Origin of the sequence: Citrobacter sp. Ce104 (assembly GCF_030334595.1) — a bacterium.
GTDB classification, from domain to species: domain Bacteria; phylum Pseudomonadota; class Gammaproteobacteria; order Enterobacterales; family Enterobacteriaceae; genus Citrobacter; species Citrobacter europaeus.
The window spans coordinates 481,191-495,877 of record NZ_JAOWDP010000068.1; the positions used below are offsets into that span (position 1 = coordinate 481,191).

Below are 14,687 nucleotides of genomic sequence, written 5' to 3' on the forward strand. Positions count from 1 at the left end.
CGATGGACAGCTTAAAGCAACGCATTCTCGATTACGTATCAGCTAACCAGCCCGCAAAGGTTGATCTGATTCACAAGGAGCTTGGTATCTGCCGCAACCGGTACTACGAAGAGGCAAAACAACTCCGCTTCATGGGCAAGCTGCGCAGCGTACCGGGTATCGGTGTATTCCCCGGAGAAGATGCTTATCAGCACTGGCTGAAAAGTGGTGGCTACGAAGAAATCAGACGACGCGCTGTTGAGGCTAACCTGAGCAGCCAGGAAGCGAAGGGCACTAAGAAGCCATCAGGAAAAGACGATGTGAAGATGTTCGCGCCGTATAACCCAGAAAAGAACGGAGTTGTGACTGAGTTTATGCAAAGCGATGCGCGTAAGCGGCTGATGATGGTTTACGGGAGGTGAGCATGACAAGCAGAGAGCAGTTCGAAGAGTGGTTTTCAAATGACGTTGTTGGAGCCGATGTTAACTTCCCTGATTTTGAAAATGGTGAATATATCGCAGGTGAAGTATACGACGACCAACTGTACATCATGCTTCAGGCTATGTGGATGGCATGGAAAGCATCAAGGTCTGAGATTGAAATCATGATGCCGGAGCCATTCCAGATGGCTAACTCAACTAGCGGATTAAGTTATTACTACGAAAAAGAAGTAGACGATGCGCTACGCCAAGCGGGAATCAAGGTGAAGGATTGCTGACATGACTGAAATCTATATAGCAGAGCTATCTGCAAGCGTGGCCGTGATAGTCGGCCTTTTTTATGCCCGGAGGAAATGGTGAACGACACACGAAAATGGAAGTGCTTCTTCGGAATGCACCAATGGCAGCTAAAAGAGAAGCGAGAGCAGCACTATTACGAATATTCCTCCAGCACAAGGCCATACCAAATTAGGTTTGTCTTGCGAATGCAATGTGCTCATTGCGGAAAGTTCGAATCACAAATAATCGATTAACAGGCCTGCAAATAAGCGGGCCTTTTTTATGAGGGTAGGATTATGAGCGAAGTAAAAATTTATACAGTGGTAAGTGACGAGCTTTCACCTCCAGTTATTGGCGAATCATTTTGCACTGACATGGTTCGGCATAGCGATTACGCAGAGCTCGAGCAAAAACTCACAGACCTTGCAGTACAGCTCGCTAACGCCGAGAGCAAGTGCAGGGAGCTGGCTGGGGTAGTTGCTGAGAACGCTGATTTAAAATCACTGATTGAACAACATGCAGGCTCTATCGCTGTATGTCCTAACTGCTCACACGAAGAGCCAAGCGAAACTGACGATATCGTTGCGTTATATCGCTCACTGAAAACCCCAGCCACCGACGCTTTCCTGGCTGAAGTGCGGGCGCAGGGTGTGGATATGTTTGCGCTCCAGCAGAGCCAGATTGCGGCAGAGCAGGAGAAAGCCGGGGATTATGAGTTTTCTCGTCATTGCAGTATTTCAGCAACTGAAGCCTGTGAGTTTGCCGATGAGTTGCGTGAGGGTAAATGTTGTGAGGTGCAATCGTGATTACCGGAACTGCAAATTATGATGATGTCCCTGAAGCTATGTGCGGCATCTGTGGTGGTTTTTACAAGGCAGACGAACCTGATGATCATGAATGCAAGGGGCCTGAAATCGAATGTGACATCTGCGGACATATAAGCACAGACCATGAAGGACGACACCATTGCTGCGAGGACAACAGTAATGAATAAAGGCTCAATGACAACTAACCACCCGGCGCACGGTCCTGTATCACTCAAGTGCCTGCACCAGATACGCGAAATACTCAGCAAAGCCTCAGCACAAAGCGACGGCGGTAATCTCGGCTACGCAATGGCTGATGCTGTGAAAGTGATTGATGGGGCTATTGCAGCGTTTGGCACTGAGCCTGTGGCAGTCAACGACGATATGGCTTACGCATTCCATCACGCACTATCTGATTCATCCTTAGGCGCTGATGAGGTAGAGGAAATTAAGACTGGTTTGCGTGCTGCCTTTGCCAATGTCACCGCCCAATCAGCGCCGGTAGTGCCAGATGAATATCGTCACTTGAGCGAGTTGTATCACGCACAGGAAAAACGCTTGTTCAAACTTGCTCAGCGCATCAAGGGTCCGTCATTCGACAAATACGCGCACTCGCCGTCTCAGGCTATCGATGTGCTGGAATCAGCTATATTTGGCGATAACAAAGACGCCTGCCGCGCCGCCAGGCTTCAGGCAGAACCTGTAAGTAATCATGATGAGTTGCCGCTGGACTATCTTCAAGGCCACAAAGACGGGTTAGAGTGGGCTGCACAACTGGCAGAAGCAAATCATCCGCAAACAGGTGACTGGTTGTACGATGACCCAATCGAGCTTGCCAGAGCGATTCGCAAAGGTCCTGATATGCCTGAATTTAAATCAGTATCTGTTGATGAGGATGATAACTTCTACTCGTGGTTTGGCAGGTTCTGGTATGAAAATTATCAGAAAAATAATTACACAACATCTGCAAAACAGATGCTTGGTACGATGGCTGAATTTGCCTATAGGGCAGGTAGAGAGTCGGCAGCGCTGGCTGGCAACTCTCCGGTAACTCCGGATGGTTGGATTCCGGTAAGCGAGCGGAAGCCAAACGATAAAGACTTTGTATGGTGCTGGGGATACGTCTCTGGATGGACAGAATCAGATGGATTTGAAGCTTACTACGATGCAACCAGAAACAAGTGGTGGACCGTAGATGACGAAACGGTTAGGAAGATAACCCACTGGATGCCACTTCCAGCAGCGCCGCAGCAGGAGGTGAAGAGTGAATAACAGCATCCCAGAGGCTGTAGCCGTAGCGATGATTAATGCAGCCAGAGATATTGCGGTAGCAAAAATTAATGCCAAAGGCGCAAAGTTCGACGGTTATGTAACCTCGGTAAACTGGTTTGATCGTTCAATGAAAGAGGTCCGCGAAGCCGTTAAAGCAGTGCTTCCCGACATTGAGCGGTAGGTTGGCGATGGCTAAATCCGAAGCAGAGCGCAAAGCATCATGGTCGTGATGTATAATCCCTCTCAAAGCATCGAGGGGGATTCATCAGTGAGTTGTCTCATTGTTGGCGGCATCAAGTTTTACACTCTGGCAGAAGGAGAGTCGTATCCGGATCCGCATGCTGATAATCGGTATGTCGGAGCTTATGCGGTATTCCCATTTGAGGGAAAGTGGGTAGCTCAGAAGTATTTCAGGGGAGGGCGCTGGAGCGATATCACCGAGCGCCGATTTAACACTGAAAACGAGGCGTTCAACTTCACATACGAATACGCTTTCCTCCCGGAAAACCGCTACAAATATTAGTCCGCGCAACGTCAAGCAACATTACCCACTCTCAAAATTAATGTTATAATTATGTCGCAGCCAGTCTGAGCAACTGGTTGTGACCTCTGCATCTGATTGGGAAATTAGATGCGAAACACAAAGAGTACTTCAAACCACTTGTCACAGATGCAGAAATGCACCTGCGATTTTCTGCATTCTGCGTTACCTCTCGGGGGTGGCGTATGAAGCAACAATTCCTCCTTCGAAATACCAACATTCGCGCCAATGCCATCAATGCGATTAACCAGTTGCAGATTGATGAGAAACGCCCGGTCGTCATCGAGATAAAAGAGATGACCCGCTCCATTGACCAGAACTCCAAGCTTTGGGCAATTTTGGGCGACGTCAGCAGTCAGGTTGAATGGCATGGACGAAAGCTCTCATCCGAATCATGGAAGCATATCTTCACCGCCGCGCTGATTAAGCAGGAGGTGGTGCCTAACCTGACCGGTGATGGCTTCGTGGTGCTGGGTCAGTCAACCAGCAAGATGACAGTCGGCCAGATGCGCGACCTTATCGAACTGATCCACGCCTTTGGCGCAGAGCGTAATGTCCGTTGGGGCGATGAATCCCGCCTGGCTATGGAATGGGCTTCCCGCTTCGGAGGATCCCATGCGTAAACCAACCCGCCGCAGTTGCAAAATCTGCAAGACCAAATTCACCGCTACCTACGACAACGTCTGGTGGTGCTGTCCTGAGCATGGCTTCGAGTACAGCCAGTTGCTGTTAGCTAAGAAGAAGCTGGCAGCCGATCGCAAACGCAAGCAGGAAGCGCAGCAGGAACGCCGTGAGCTGAAGATTCGCAAGAAAGCATTGCAACCACTAAGCCAATACCACAAACGCGCTCAGACAGCGTTTAACGCGTTTATTCGCCAGCGTGATGCGGGGCAATCGTGCATCAGTTGTGGTCGTAACTCCGGCGCGAAGATGAACGCTGGTCACTTCCGTACTGTCGGCGCATCGCCAGAAACCCGCTACGACGAAACCAACTGCCATATCCAGTGTGAGGCCTGTAACTCCTATCTGTCAGGGAATATCGGTGAATACCGCCCGCGGCTGATCGCCAAGATTGGCCAGGAAGCTTACGATCGCCTGATGGGACCGCACGAAACCAAGAAATGGACCCGTGAAGAACTCGACGCACTGGCAGCGCATTACCGCGCAAAGCTCAAAGAACTGAAACAGCAGGAGGCCGCATGATTTTCATTTTTAGCATGTACATACCAGACACATGGAAATGTCAATCATGGCTGTTATGGGACAGGCGAGAAATATGGCGTGTATGCAAGGCGTATCACACAGATTTTCAGCTGGCCTATGAAGGATTGAGGCTTCATGAGCATATCGATGCATTACTCAAAGAGCACATGAGGGAGTCCGCATGACATTCGAATCCTACTTTGCTGATCACCTTCGTCTGCGCTGGACTCGGTTACGAATCTATCGTCGCCCGGGTTCATTTGCTACGGACTACCGAATTTTACGCAATTACATCAGCCGCTATAAACCATCAGGAGCAGAATCATGAATACTCAATACCTGCAGTTTGTACGCGAGCAGCTCATTGTAGCGACTGCTGACCTGAGCGGCGCAACGAAAGGCCAGTTGGTGGCGTTTGCCGAGAATGCGATGTTTGAAGCGACACCGCGTAGCCGTTCGCGCCTGAAGGTAGTTAATCCGGCTAACGGTCGCCTGATGAATCCAACCAGCCCACCAATACCAGGGCAGCAATCACGCGCCAAAGGTTCATCTATCGCACTGGTGCAACCGGTTGAGTATTCAACAGCATCATGGCGTCGCGCTGTGCTATCGCTCGATGAGCATCAGAAAGCATGGCTTCTCTGGAACTATAGCGAGAATGTGCGATGGGAAAATCAGGTTTCGATCACTCAATGGGCATGGACAGAGTTCAAATCCTCCCTTGGCACAAAGAAGGTAGCAGGGAAGACGCTGGATAGGCTGAAGGCCCTTATCTGGTTAGCGGCGCAGGACGTTAAAGCAGAACTGGCAGGGCGCGAAACTTACGAATATCAGCAACTGGCAGAACTTGTTGGCGTCACACCAAAGAACTGGTCTGAGACATTTACTGACCGGTGGCTGGAGATGAAACGCACATTCATGCGCCTTGATAGCAGTGCTTTATTGCAAGTAACGCGATCACGTTCACAACAAAAGGCGACAAATTTAGACGTAAGTCTTGCAAAACTGGATTGAAAAGCATATATTTCATATAAATCTGATATCGTCGCCATAGCTTTGGTTGTCGACCGAATTACACAAAATAGCCCCGGTTAATCGCTGGGGCTTTTTCGTATCTGGATACCTACCAGGACCATAAGAGCGAAAGCTCAACGCACTACCCTCATCTTGCCAGCATCGCCGCTGGCTTTTTTAAAGCGCATTACCACCAAGAACCAGACCCTACCAACTCATTGCTGAATATCTGTGGCTACGGTGGTCTAGTGCGCTTCAAAAAAGAAAACCCAGCACATGGCTGGGCTTCGTGAAGATGGGCGGCAAGAGACTGCGCTAACAGCCTCCTGCCTGATTTGCTCATGCCTTTAGTCACGAACAAACCACGTTACCGAAAATGTATCCTGGATTTGTTCAAGCGACCATCATCCCTATTCCTAATTTGAACAGATCCCCATGTAGTCAGGTTGGGGGCAGAGCATGATCCGTATGGATAAAATCAGAGAATGGCTCAGTTACTGGTTTGGAGGCCTAACAACTATGGGTGGCGTTCTTTCCCTTAACGACTGGGCGGTAATTATTGGCATCACCTGCACCATAGGCACATTTGGTGTCAATTGGTACTACAAACGCAAAGAGCGAGAGGATCGGCTAAATGGCAATGTCTCCGGCGCTCAGAAATAGCATTATCGCAGCACTAGGAACCGGGGCTGTTAGTATTGCCACGGTAATGGTATCTGGAAAGACGGGGCTGGAAGGCCGAGAACATTACCCTTACAAAGATGTAGTGGGAATTGTCACCGTCTGCGATGGACACACAGGAAACGATATTGTCTGGGGTAAATATTACTCCGACAAAGAATGTGATGCGTTGACACAAAAAGATATGACGCGCATCGCCGCTCAGGTTGATCCGCATATCAAAGTGCAGATATCGGAAACTCAGCGAGCAGCAATCTACAGCTTTGCTTACAACGTCGGCGCTACCGCAACCATCAACTCAACTCTGCTGAAGAAACTCAACGCTAAAGATTACGCCGGAGCATGCTCTGAGCTAAAGCGCTGGGTATATGCCGGTGGAAAGAAGTGGAAAGGACTGATGAATCGACGCGACGTTGAGTATGAGGTTTGTACCTGGAGTCAGAAATGAGACGGTTAACCGCAATCATCATTGCCGTTGTCGCCTGCATCATCGTGTCGCTTGGCTGGGCTGTTAATCACTATCGCGATAATGCCACCGAATACAAAAAACAGCGCGATGAGAAAACTCAGGCGCTGAATCTGGCTAACGCCACCATCACCGACATGACAACCAGGCAGCGAGATGTTGCTGCTCTGGATGCCAAATACACTCAGGACTTAGCTGATGCGAAAAAGCAGCTTGATGATTTGCAGCGTTGCGTTCGTGATGGCAAGTGTGGGTTGCGCATCAACGCAAAATGTCCCGCGAACGGAACGACCGGCTCCGGCAGCCTGGGCGATGCTTCCAGCCCCCGACTTACTGACTCCGCTGAACGGGATTATTTCACCCTCAGAGAGCGAATCGTCACAGTGACGAAGCAGGTAGGCTATCTGCAGGAATACGTGAGGTCGCAATGCCTAAGGTAGTCAGTGGATTAATCAAGCGTCTGTTTTGTAGGCATGAATACCACCTGCATCGAATCCTATACGGTGACGAAATCATAGGGCGTGACTATAAGCGCTATGAGCTTCACTGCAGAAAATGCAATAGCTACAAGTTCAGCCGCGAAAAGGGCTTTATGGAAGGGTTATGCGAAAACGAGAGCGTGAAATAACATTGCTCTACGGAATATCACTCATACGCGATGACGTTCTCAATCATCCTGAGATAAAGCCAACGCTGGCAGACAGAATCATCACCTTCATTCATCACTTCTTCTACATCGCATCTGCGCTTGTTATAGCGGCGTCAGGATTCGCATTCTTCATCTGGTCATCGACATTTCTGTGAGTCGATGCAACACAACAACCGGAGCCAACAATGGCAGAGCTAAACACCATGACCGACGAACAGACATTCAAGTTAGAAATTTACAAGCTGGTCATGAGCCAGAATGCGGCCGCTGAAGAAGCTTTCTCCTTTATCGGCACTGACCAATTGAAACTGGAGTTGTTCAAAATCCACTTTCAGGCAGGTGGCGCTAATTCAGATGTCACTACTCGAACGATTGAGGCTGTGCGCAAATCGAAAGAAGCGCTGGATCTGTTCACTACTTGAGCATGACCATGGCAAAGACGAAGTGGCCTAAACTTCCCCGGTTCTTCGTGCCATTGTTCCATAGCGCCAACGTATACCTATGTCGGTCAAAAGAAGAGTGGGATCAGGCTTGCATCCATCTTGGCGTTGATAGCGGTGGCAATGAAATGCTGGCCGGAGCAACGCAATCCTATTGCAATACAGAAACTGGCGAGAATCTTTACTTGCTTGGTGTATTCAATGGTGATGCAGCCACACTGGTTCATGAGTGCGCTCACGTTGCATTCTATGTATGCCGTGATGTTGGCGTAACAACCTACCCAGGCGACGCAAACGAAACTTACTGCTACATGCTTGACCGAATGTTCAGTCACTTCCTGCCATTCATTCAGGAGCAACAAAATGCCGCTAAAGAAGGGTAAGTCCAAAAAGGTTATCGGTGAGAACATCTCAACCGAAATCAAAGCTGGTAAGCCAAAAGACCAGGCGATCGCCATTGCTATTAGCAAGGCCGGTAAGAAGAAAAAGAAAGGAAAATAATTATGGCACTCACTGACAAGCAGGAAATGTTTTGTCGTGAGTACCTCGTTGATTTGAACGCCACGCAAGCGGCTATTAGGGCGGGGTACAGCGAGAAGACGGCCCCGGTAATTGGAAGCGAAAACCTTACTAAACCTAATGTGCAGGATCGTATTGCAGAATTAAAAGGCGAACGTAACGCTAAAGTGGAGATTGACGCAGCCTACGTGCTACGTCGACTTGTTGAAATTGACCAAATGGATGTTCTCGACATCATGACCGATGACATGAGCATCAAGCCAGTTTCTGAATGGCCTGCATCATGGCGTCGTTATCTGAGCGGGTTCGATCTGGCTGATATGTTTGAAGGTCGGGGAGAAGACCGCGAAATGGTCGGCATCCTGAAGAAAATCAAATGGCCTGACAAGGTTAAGAACCTCGAGCTTCTTGGTAAGCATATCGATGTACAGGCATTCAAAGAGAAAGTAGAGCACTCCGGAGAAATCAGTCTGATTGATCGCATTCAGGAGGCCCGTAAACGAGCGAGAGGTAAGTGATGTCAGATTTTGAGGCAATGCTTGCCGAGGATATGGGAGAGTTTTTCTATGATCCGCTCGGATGGGTTATGTATGCGTTTGATTGGGGTAAAGGTGAGCTTTCTGGATATGACGGTCCCGATGAATGGCAGAGAGAATTTCTGTCAGACTGGGGTGAGGCAATAAGCGCTAATGACTTTGACGGCATTCTGCCAGTTGAGGCGTATCGATGTGCTACCAGTTCAGGGCACGGCATCGGGAAGTCGGCACTAACCGCATGGATCATCCTCTACATCATGAGCACCCGCCCACAATGTAAGGGTGTGGTCACAGCAAACACCTCTGAACAGCTCCGCACTAAAACGTGGGGTGAGCTTGGAAAGTGGAAAAAACGCTGCATTACTGGGCATTGGTTCGAGTACAACAACGGCAAAGGCAACATGAACATCTACCATGTGGATCACATGGAGTCATGGCGCTGTGATGGGCAGACTTGTCGAGAGGAAAACAGCGAGTCCTTTGCTGGTCTCCACGCAGCCACTTCTAGCCCGTTCTATATCTTCGATGAAGCATCGGCGGTGCCGGACAAAATATGGGAAGTTGCTGAAGGCGGCCTGACTGACGGAGAGCCGTTCTGGTTTGCATTCGGTAACCCGACGCGTAACACCGGGCGCTTCCGTGAGTGCTTCCGTAAGTTCAAACATCGATGGCGTCGTCGCCAGATTGATAGCCGTCTTGCCAAGATGACCAACAAAGCGCTGATCGCCGAGTGGGCCAGCGACTATGGAGAAGATAGCGACTTCTTCAAGGTGCGTGTTCGTGGACTGTTCCCTTCATCATCTGAAATCCAGTTTATCCCTCAGCATTACGCTGATGCTGCAATGAATCGACAACTTGAGCACAGCCAGTATTCATTTGCTCCGAAAATAATCGGCGTTGACCCGGCATACACCGGAAGTGACGAGGCATCCATATACATGAGGCAGGGATTGCATTCCAGATTGTTGGGAACATACCAGAAAACTGATGATGACGTTAAGTTCGCGCAGATTGTTGCCGGGTTTGAAGATGAGCATAAGGCAGATGCAGTGTTCATCGACTTTGGTTATGGCACCGGAATTCACTCTATCGGCAAGTCATGGGGCAGGGGATGGCGCCTGGTTAACTTTGCCGGAGAGTCGAAAGACCCTCAGATGCTTAATAAGCGCGGTGAAATGTGGAACGCGCTGAAGAGTTGGCTGAATGAAGGAGGAAGCATTGATGATCAGCAAACCTCTGATGAGATTGTAGCTCCTGAATACAAGGTGAAACTCGACGGCAAGATAGTCCTTGAATCCAAGGACGAAATGAAGCGCCGAGGCATACCATCACCAAACAGGGCTGATGCGCTTGCTCTTACATTCGCGTTCCCTGTCGTTAAAAACAAACCAAAACCTACAGCACCTGCACCGATTAAACCTGTCGCACGGAGAAGATGATGGCAGATAACGAACGACTCAACGCCATTCTGTGCCAGTTCGACATAGACTGGGCGTCGGGCGATGAAGCCAGAACTGAAGCGACAAACGATTTATATTTTAGTCGGGTGTCACAGTGGGATGACTGGCTAAGCGAATACACAACCTTGCAGTATCGCGGCCAGTTCGATGTAGTCCGCCCGGTAGTGCGTAAACTTGTCGCAGAGATGCGTCGCAATCCGATTGATGTTCTGTACCGACCTAAAGACGGAGCAAGTCCTGACGCTGCTGATACGTTGATGGGGATGTATCGTACCGATATGCGCCACAACGCTGCACGCTCTGCGGTTAACGTCGCTGTGCGCGAGCAGATTGAGTGCGGAGTTGGTCACTGGCGACTGGTCACAGAGTACGAGGATAACAACCTCACAAGCCGCAATCAGGTTATCCGCCGCCGACCACTTCACGAGTCATGCTCTCACGTTGTCTGGGACTGCAACAGCAAAGAGCAGGATAAGAGCGACGCTAAACACTGCACCGTTATTCAGCCATTCAGCACAGAAGGCTGGAAGGTGTTTGCGGAAGAAAACGGCATTGACCCTGATATCTTCCCAACGTTTCAGAGTCCGGACATGGGATGGATGTTCCCATGGGTTTCGAAAGATGTCGTTTACGTCGGTGAGTATTACGAAGTCGAAGAGAAGAGCGAAAAGGTATTCATCTATCTGGATCCACTTACCGGAGAGCCGGTTAGTTACTACCAGCGCGACATCAAAGACGTTATTGATGATCTCGCTGATAAAGGCTTCGTCAAAGTTGCTGAGAAGAAAGTTAAGCGCCGCCGTGTCTACAAGTCGTTAATCACCTGCTCAGAAATCCTGAAAGACCGTGAGTTAATCGCAGGTGAGCATATTCCAATTGTGCCGGCCTATGGTGAGTGGGGATTTGCTGGCGACAAAGAGGTTTATGAAGGTGTCGTGCGCCTGACTAAGGACGGTCAGCGACTGCGTAACATGATCATGTCATTTAACGCTGACATCGTCGCCCGTAACCCACGTAAAAAGCCAATCTTCGCTCCTGAGCAGATTGAAGGATACGAGTACATGTACGGCGGCAATGACGATTACCCGTACTACCTTCAGAACCGAACAGATGAAAACGGTAACGACCTGCCAATCGGCCCTATGGCGTACATGGAGAATCCAGAGGTCCCACAGGCTAATGCTTACATGCTTGAGGCTGCTACCGCTGCAGTGAAAGAGGTTGCCAGCCTTGGTGTTGATACTGAGGCTGCAAATGGGCAGGTGGCTTTCGATACCGTCAATCAGCTGAACATGCGGGCCGACCTCGAGACATACGTGTTTCAGGACAACCTCGCTACTGCGTTTCGCCGCGATGGTGAGATTTACCAGTCGATGGTCAATGACATCTACGACGTGCCGCGCAATGTCACCGTGACGCTTGAGGACGGTACCGAGAAAGATGTGCAGGTGATGACCCAGATGGTTGATTTGCAGTCTGGTGACGTCGTAACGCTCAACGACATTCGTGGACGTTACGAGTGCTACACCGATACCGGTCCATCATTCCAGAGTATGAAGGAGCAGAACCGAGCAGAGATTCAGGAGTTGCTCACCAAGGTTCCGCAAGGTACGCCAGAGTGGCAGATGCTTTTGCTGCAATACTTCACGCTGCTTGACGGAAAAGGCGTTGAGATGATGCGCGAGTACGCTAATAAGCAACTGGTGATGATGGGCCTGAAGAAACCTGAAACACCTGAAGAAATGCAGATGATTCAGCAGGCACAGCAGCAGCCTAAAGAGCCATCACCTGAGCAGATCGCCGCACAAGGCCAGATGCTAATGGGTCAGGCTGAGTTGATTAAGGCGCAGAACCAACAGGCTCAGATTCAGGTCGATGCAGCCAAGGTTGAAGGCCAGAACCAGCTTAACGCAGCCAAGGTTGCAGAAATATTCAACAACATGGATATCGATAAGCAAGCGGAGTTCAGAGAATTCCTCAAGCTTATGGGTCAATTCCAACAACAGCGCAGTGATGATGCTCGAGCTAACGCTGACCTGCTTCTAAAAGACGCAGACCAAACACATTCACAACGCATGGATTTCGCGAATCTATTGCGACAAGTTCAAAACCCCTCCGGCGGCGTAGCCGAGAATCCTCAATAAGAGAGAGTTAATCATGGATCAAACCACCGAAATTCAGGCAACTGAAGAACAACTCCTGCCCGTCGATAACGCGGCGGCATCCGCAGTCGATCCTTCGCTAAATGCCAATAGCGAAACTGGACAGGAAGAAGGCTTCGAGATTGTCCTGAAAGACGATGAGAACAAACCAAAGCAAGACCCGGAAACTAACGCGAAATTTGCACAGCGTCGCATTGAGCGAAAGCGCCAGCGTGAGCTCGAGCAGCAGGCTGAGGCAGTAAAGCGCGGAGAGTTACCGGAGAGTATCCGGGTTACTCCTGACCTACCACCACAACCCAATTACAACGACTTCTTCACTGATGAAGCATTGGAGAAGTACGGGTGGGATAACGCTCGTGCACAGGCCGCTTTCCAGCAAGCTACAAATGACTGGCTGTTAAAGGCTCAGGATGTGCGTAGCAACGCAGTAGCAGAACAGGGGCGCAAGGTTCAGGAGTACACCCAGCAATCAGCGCAATACGTCGATGCTGCACGTAAGCACTATGACGCTGCGGAAAAGCTCAACATCCCTGATTACCAGGAGAAAGAAGACGCATTCATGCAAGTTGTTCCAGCGCCGGTAGCAACTGACATCATGCGCCTTTTCCCAGAGAAATCCGCAGCTCTCATGTATCACCTGGGGGCAAACCCAGAGAAAGCTCGCCAGTTATTGGCGATGGACGGGCAGCAAGCGCTGATTGAACTCACTCGACTATCTGAACGTTTAACTCTCAAGCCTCGTAGCAAGCCAGTTTCAGAAGCCCCTAACCCTGACGAACCAATTCAGGGTCAGGCTGTTGCAGCCAACATTTCTGCACTTGAAAAGCAGATGAACGCCGCAGCCGAAAGAGGTGATACAGAGACATATCGCAAGCTCAAGGCGCAATTGAATAAAGGATCTCGTAAATGAGCTTAAAAGAAGGCCAACTGGTCACCTACGCTATCGATGAAATTATCGAGACTGTGCAAAACCTGACGCCAATGGCGTCTAAAACCTCAAAGTACACTCCTCCGGCCGCTTCCATGCAGCGTTCAAGCAACACTGTCTGGATGCCAGTTGAGCAGGAAGCACCAACCCAGACAGGATGGGACCTGACCAACAAGCAGACCAACGTTTTGGAGTTGTCAGTTAAGTGCAACATGGGCGATCCGGATAACGACTTCTTCCAACTGCGGGCTGACGATCTGCGTGATGAGCGTTCCTACCGTCGTCGCATTCAGGCATCGGCGAAGAAGCTGGCGAACAACATCGAGACCGCCATTGCCAAACAGGCAACTGAGATGGGCTCTCTGGTTGTTCATGACGCTCGTTCAATCGGACCTGCAACCGGTCTGACTGGATGGGACTTCTTGTCCTCTGCTGAAGAACTGATGTTTGCCCGCGAACTCAACCGTGACATGGGTATCAGCTACTTCCTTAACCCGTCTGACTACCGTAAGGCAGGTCGCGATCTGACTGCTGGCGACATCTTTGGCCGCGTTCCTGAGGATGCTTATCACAACGGTACAATCCAGCGTCAAGTCGCTGGTTTTGATGACGTTCTGCGCTCTCCAAAACTGCCAACCGTCGTCGGTTCTACCGTTACTGGCGTGACCGTCACTGGTGCTCAGAAGTTCAAGCCTCAGGCGTTTACCACTGACACTGATGGCAACAACGAGAACGTTGATAACCGTGTGGCAACGGTTGTTGTTTCCTCGACTACTGGCCTGAAGCGTGGCGACAAAATCAGCTTTGCTGGCGTGAAATACCTGTCGCAGATGGCTAAGAACGTGCTTACCGATGACGCTACCTTCTCCATCACTCGCGTCATTGACGGCACCCACATCGAGATCACTCCTAAGCCGGTAGCGCTGGACGATGCAACCCTGACCGCAGAAGAGAAGGCGTATGCTAACGTCAACACTTCACTGGCGGCATCCGCTCCGGTAACGCTGCTTAACGTGGCAACCACTACCGCGAACATTGGTTGGGCTGACGACTCAATTCGTCTGCTTTCTCAGCCAATCCCGGTAACGCATGAGCTGTTTGCTGGCATGAAAACCCAGACATTCAGCATTCCAGGCGTTGGCATCAACGGCATCTTCGCTACCCAGGGTGACATCAACACACTCACCGGACTGTGCCGTATCGCCGTGTGGTATTCGGCTTGCGCTGTTCGCCCGGAAGCGATTGTCGTCGGTCTGCCTAATCAGACTGCGCCGTAATGAGGGTGGGGCTTCGGCCCCATCTTTTTTGGAGG

20 protein-coding genes are annotated in these 14,687 nt (G+C 50.2%); all 20 read left to right on the plus strand.

Annotated elements, in window-relative coordinates; genetic code table 11:
- Nucleotides 1-2 precede the first annotated feature (2 nt).
- The 20 genes from OGW16_RS20735 to OGW16_RS20830 all read left to right on the plus strand — a co-directional run bounded on the left by OGW16_RS20735 (nucleotide 3) and on the right by OGW16_RS20830 (nucleotide 14,652).
- Nucleotides 3-401 (plus strand): hypothetical protein, encoded by a 399-nt coding sequence (locus OGW16_RS20735; RefSeq protein ID WP_286518754.1) that lies wholly within the window; start codon nucleotides 3-5, stop codon nucleotides 399-401.
- Between the two features lie 2 nt (nucleotides 402-403).
- A complete protein-coding gene (locus tag OGW16_RS20740; RefSeq protein WP_286518755.1) occupies nucleotides 404-697 on the plus strand; it encodes a phiTE_015 family protein in 294 nt (97 codons plus the stop codon).
- A gap of 297 nt (nucleotides 698-994) precedes the next feature.
- Nucleotides 995-1,504: a hypothetical protein gene (locus OGW16_RS20745; protein WP_286518756.1), complete on the plus strand. Its 510-nt coding sequence runs from the start codon at nucleotides 995-997 to the stop codon at nucleotides 1,502-1,504.
- Between the two features lie 309 nt (nucleotides 1,505-1,813).
- Nucleotides 1,814-2,776 (plus strand): DUF551 domain-containing protein, encoded by a 963-nt coding sequence (locus OGW16_RS20750; protein ID WP_502873980.1) that lies wholly within the window; start codon nucleotides 1,814-1,816, stop codon nucleotides 2,774-2,776.
- Nucleotides 2,769-2,957, plus strand: a complete 189-nt coding sequence (locus tag OGW16_RS20755) for a hypothetical protein (protein ID WP_172860778.1) — start codon at nucleotides 2,769-2,771, stop codon at nucleotides 2,955-2,957. Before OGW16_RS20750 ends, OGW16_RS20755 begins: the two co-directional genes overlap by 8 nt.
- A 545-nt stretch (nucleotides 2,958-3,502) precedes the next feature.
- Nucleotides 3,503-3,940: a recombination protein NinB gene (locus OGW16_RS20760; protein WP_286518758.1), complete on the plus strand. Its 438-nt coding sequence runs from the start codon at nucleotides 3,503-3,505 to the stop codon at nucleotides 3,938-3,940.
- Complete coding sequence (locus OGW16_RS20765; RefSeq protein ID WP_286518759.1) at nucleotides 3,933-4,520, plus strand: recombination protein NinG; 588 nt, start codon at nucleotides 3,933-3,935, stop codon at nucleotides 4,518-4,520. Before OGW16_RS20760 ends, OGW16_RS20765 begins: the two co-directional genes overlap by 8 nt.
- A 181-nt stretch (nucleotides 4,521-4,701) precedes the next feature.
- Nucleotides 4,702-4,848, plus strand: a complete 147-nt coding sequence (locus OGW16_RS20770) for a YlcG family protein (protein WP_275368732.1) — start codon at nucleotides 4,702-4,704, stop codon at nucleotides 4,846-4,848.
- Nucleotides 4,845-5,534 carry a bacteriophage antitermination protein Q gene (locus tag OGW16_RS20775; RefSeq protein WP_286518760.1) on the plus strand — a complete coding sequence of 230 codons (690 nt, stop codon included), beginning with the start codon at nucleotides 4,845-4,847 and terminating at the stop codon, nucleotides 5,532-5,534. The genes OGW16_RS20770 and OGW16_RS20775 overlap by 4 nt, the downstream gene beginning before the upstream one ends.
- A 468-nt stretch (nucleotides 5,535-6,002) precedes the next feature.
- On the plus strand, nucleotides 6,003-6,197 hold the full coding sequence (locus tag OGW16_RS20780; RefSeq protein WP_455768328.1) for an HP1 family phage holin: 195 nt from the start codon (nucleotides 6,003-6,005) through the stop codon (nucleotides 6,195-6,197).
- Nucleotides 6,169-6,663, plus strand: coding sequence for a lysozyme (locus tag OGW16_RS20785; protein WP_286518761.1), 495 nt, complete (start codon nucleotides 6,169-6,171; stop codon nucleotides 6,661-6,663). Before OGW16_RS20780 ends, OGW16_RS20785 begins: the two co-directional genes overlap by 29 nt.
- A complete protein-coding gene (locus OGW16_RS20790) occupies nucleotides 6,660-7,121 on the plus strand; it encodes a lysis protein (RefSeq protein ID WP_286518762.1) in 462 nt (153 codons plus the stop codon). The genes OGW16_RS20785 and OGW16_RS20790 overlap by 4 nt, the downstream gene beginning before the upstream one ends.
- A 394-nt stretch (nucleotides 7,122-7,515) precedes the next feature.
- Nucleotides 7,516-7,752 carry a DUF2560 family protein gene (locus tag OGW16_RS20795; protein WP_172860791.1) on the plus strand — a complete coding sequence of 79 codons (237 nt, stop codon included), beginning with the start codon at nucleotides 7,516-7,518 and terminating at the stop codon, nucleotides 7,750-7,752.
- Between the two features lie 8 nt (nucleotides 7,753-7,760).
- Nucleotides 7,761-8,153 (plus strand): hypothetical protein, encoded by a 393-nt coding sequence (locus OGW16_RS20800; RefSeq protein ID WP_286518763.1) that lies wholly within the window; start codon nucleotides 7,761-7,763, stop codon nucleotides 8,151-8,153.
- A complete protein-coding gene (locus OGW16_RS20805; protein WP_286518764.1) occupies nucleotides 8,134-8,271 on the plus strand; it encodes a hypothetical protein in 138 nt (45 codons plus the stop codon). Before OGW16_RS20800 ends, OGW16_RS20805 begins: the two co-directional genes overlap by 20 nt.
- Before the next feature lie 2 nt (nucleotides 8,272-8,273).
- A complete protein-coding gene (locus OGW16_RS20810; RefSeq protein ID WP_023230548.1) occupies nucleotides 8,274-8,807 on the plus strand; it encodes a terminase small subunit in 534 nt (177 codons plus the stop codon).
- The gene (locus OGW16_RS20815) at nucleotides 8,804-10,264 is read left to right on the plus strand and encodes a terminase (RefSeq protein ID WP_502873978.1); all 1,461 of its coding nucleotides are present in this window, start codon (nucleotides 8,804-8,806) and stop codon (nucleotides 10,262-10,264) included. Before OGW16_RS20810 ends, OGW16_RS20815 begins: the two co-directional genes overlap by 4 nt.
- Complete coding sequence (locus tag OGW16_RS20820; RefSeq protein WP_286518766.1) at nucleotides 10,264-12,429, plus strand: portal protein; 2,166 nt, start codon at nucleotides 10,264-10,266, stop codon at nucleotides 12,427-12,429. The genes OGW16_RS20815 and OGW16_RS20820 overlap by 1 nt, the downstream gene beginning before the upstream one ends.
- A 13-nt stretch (nucleotides 12,430-12,442) precedes the next feature.
- On the plus strand, nucleotides 12,443-13,357 hold the full coding sequence (locus tag OGW16_RS20825) for a scaffolding protein (RefSeq protein ID WP_286518767.1): 915 nt from the start codon (nucleotides 12,443-12,445) through the stop codon (nucleotides 13,355-13,357).
- Nucleotides 13,354-14,652: a P22 phage major capsid protein family protein gene (locus tag OGW16_RS20830; RefSeq protein WP_286518768.1), complete on the plus strand. Its 1,299-nt coding sequence runs from the start codon at nucleotides 13,354-13,356 to the stop codon at nucleotides 14,650-14,652. Before OGW16_RS20825 ends, OGW16_RS20830 begins: the two co-directional genes overlap by 4 nt.
- Nucleotides 14,653-14,687: the final 35 nt, after the last annotated feature.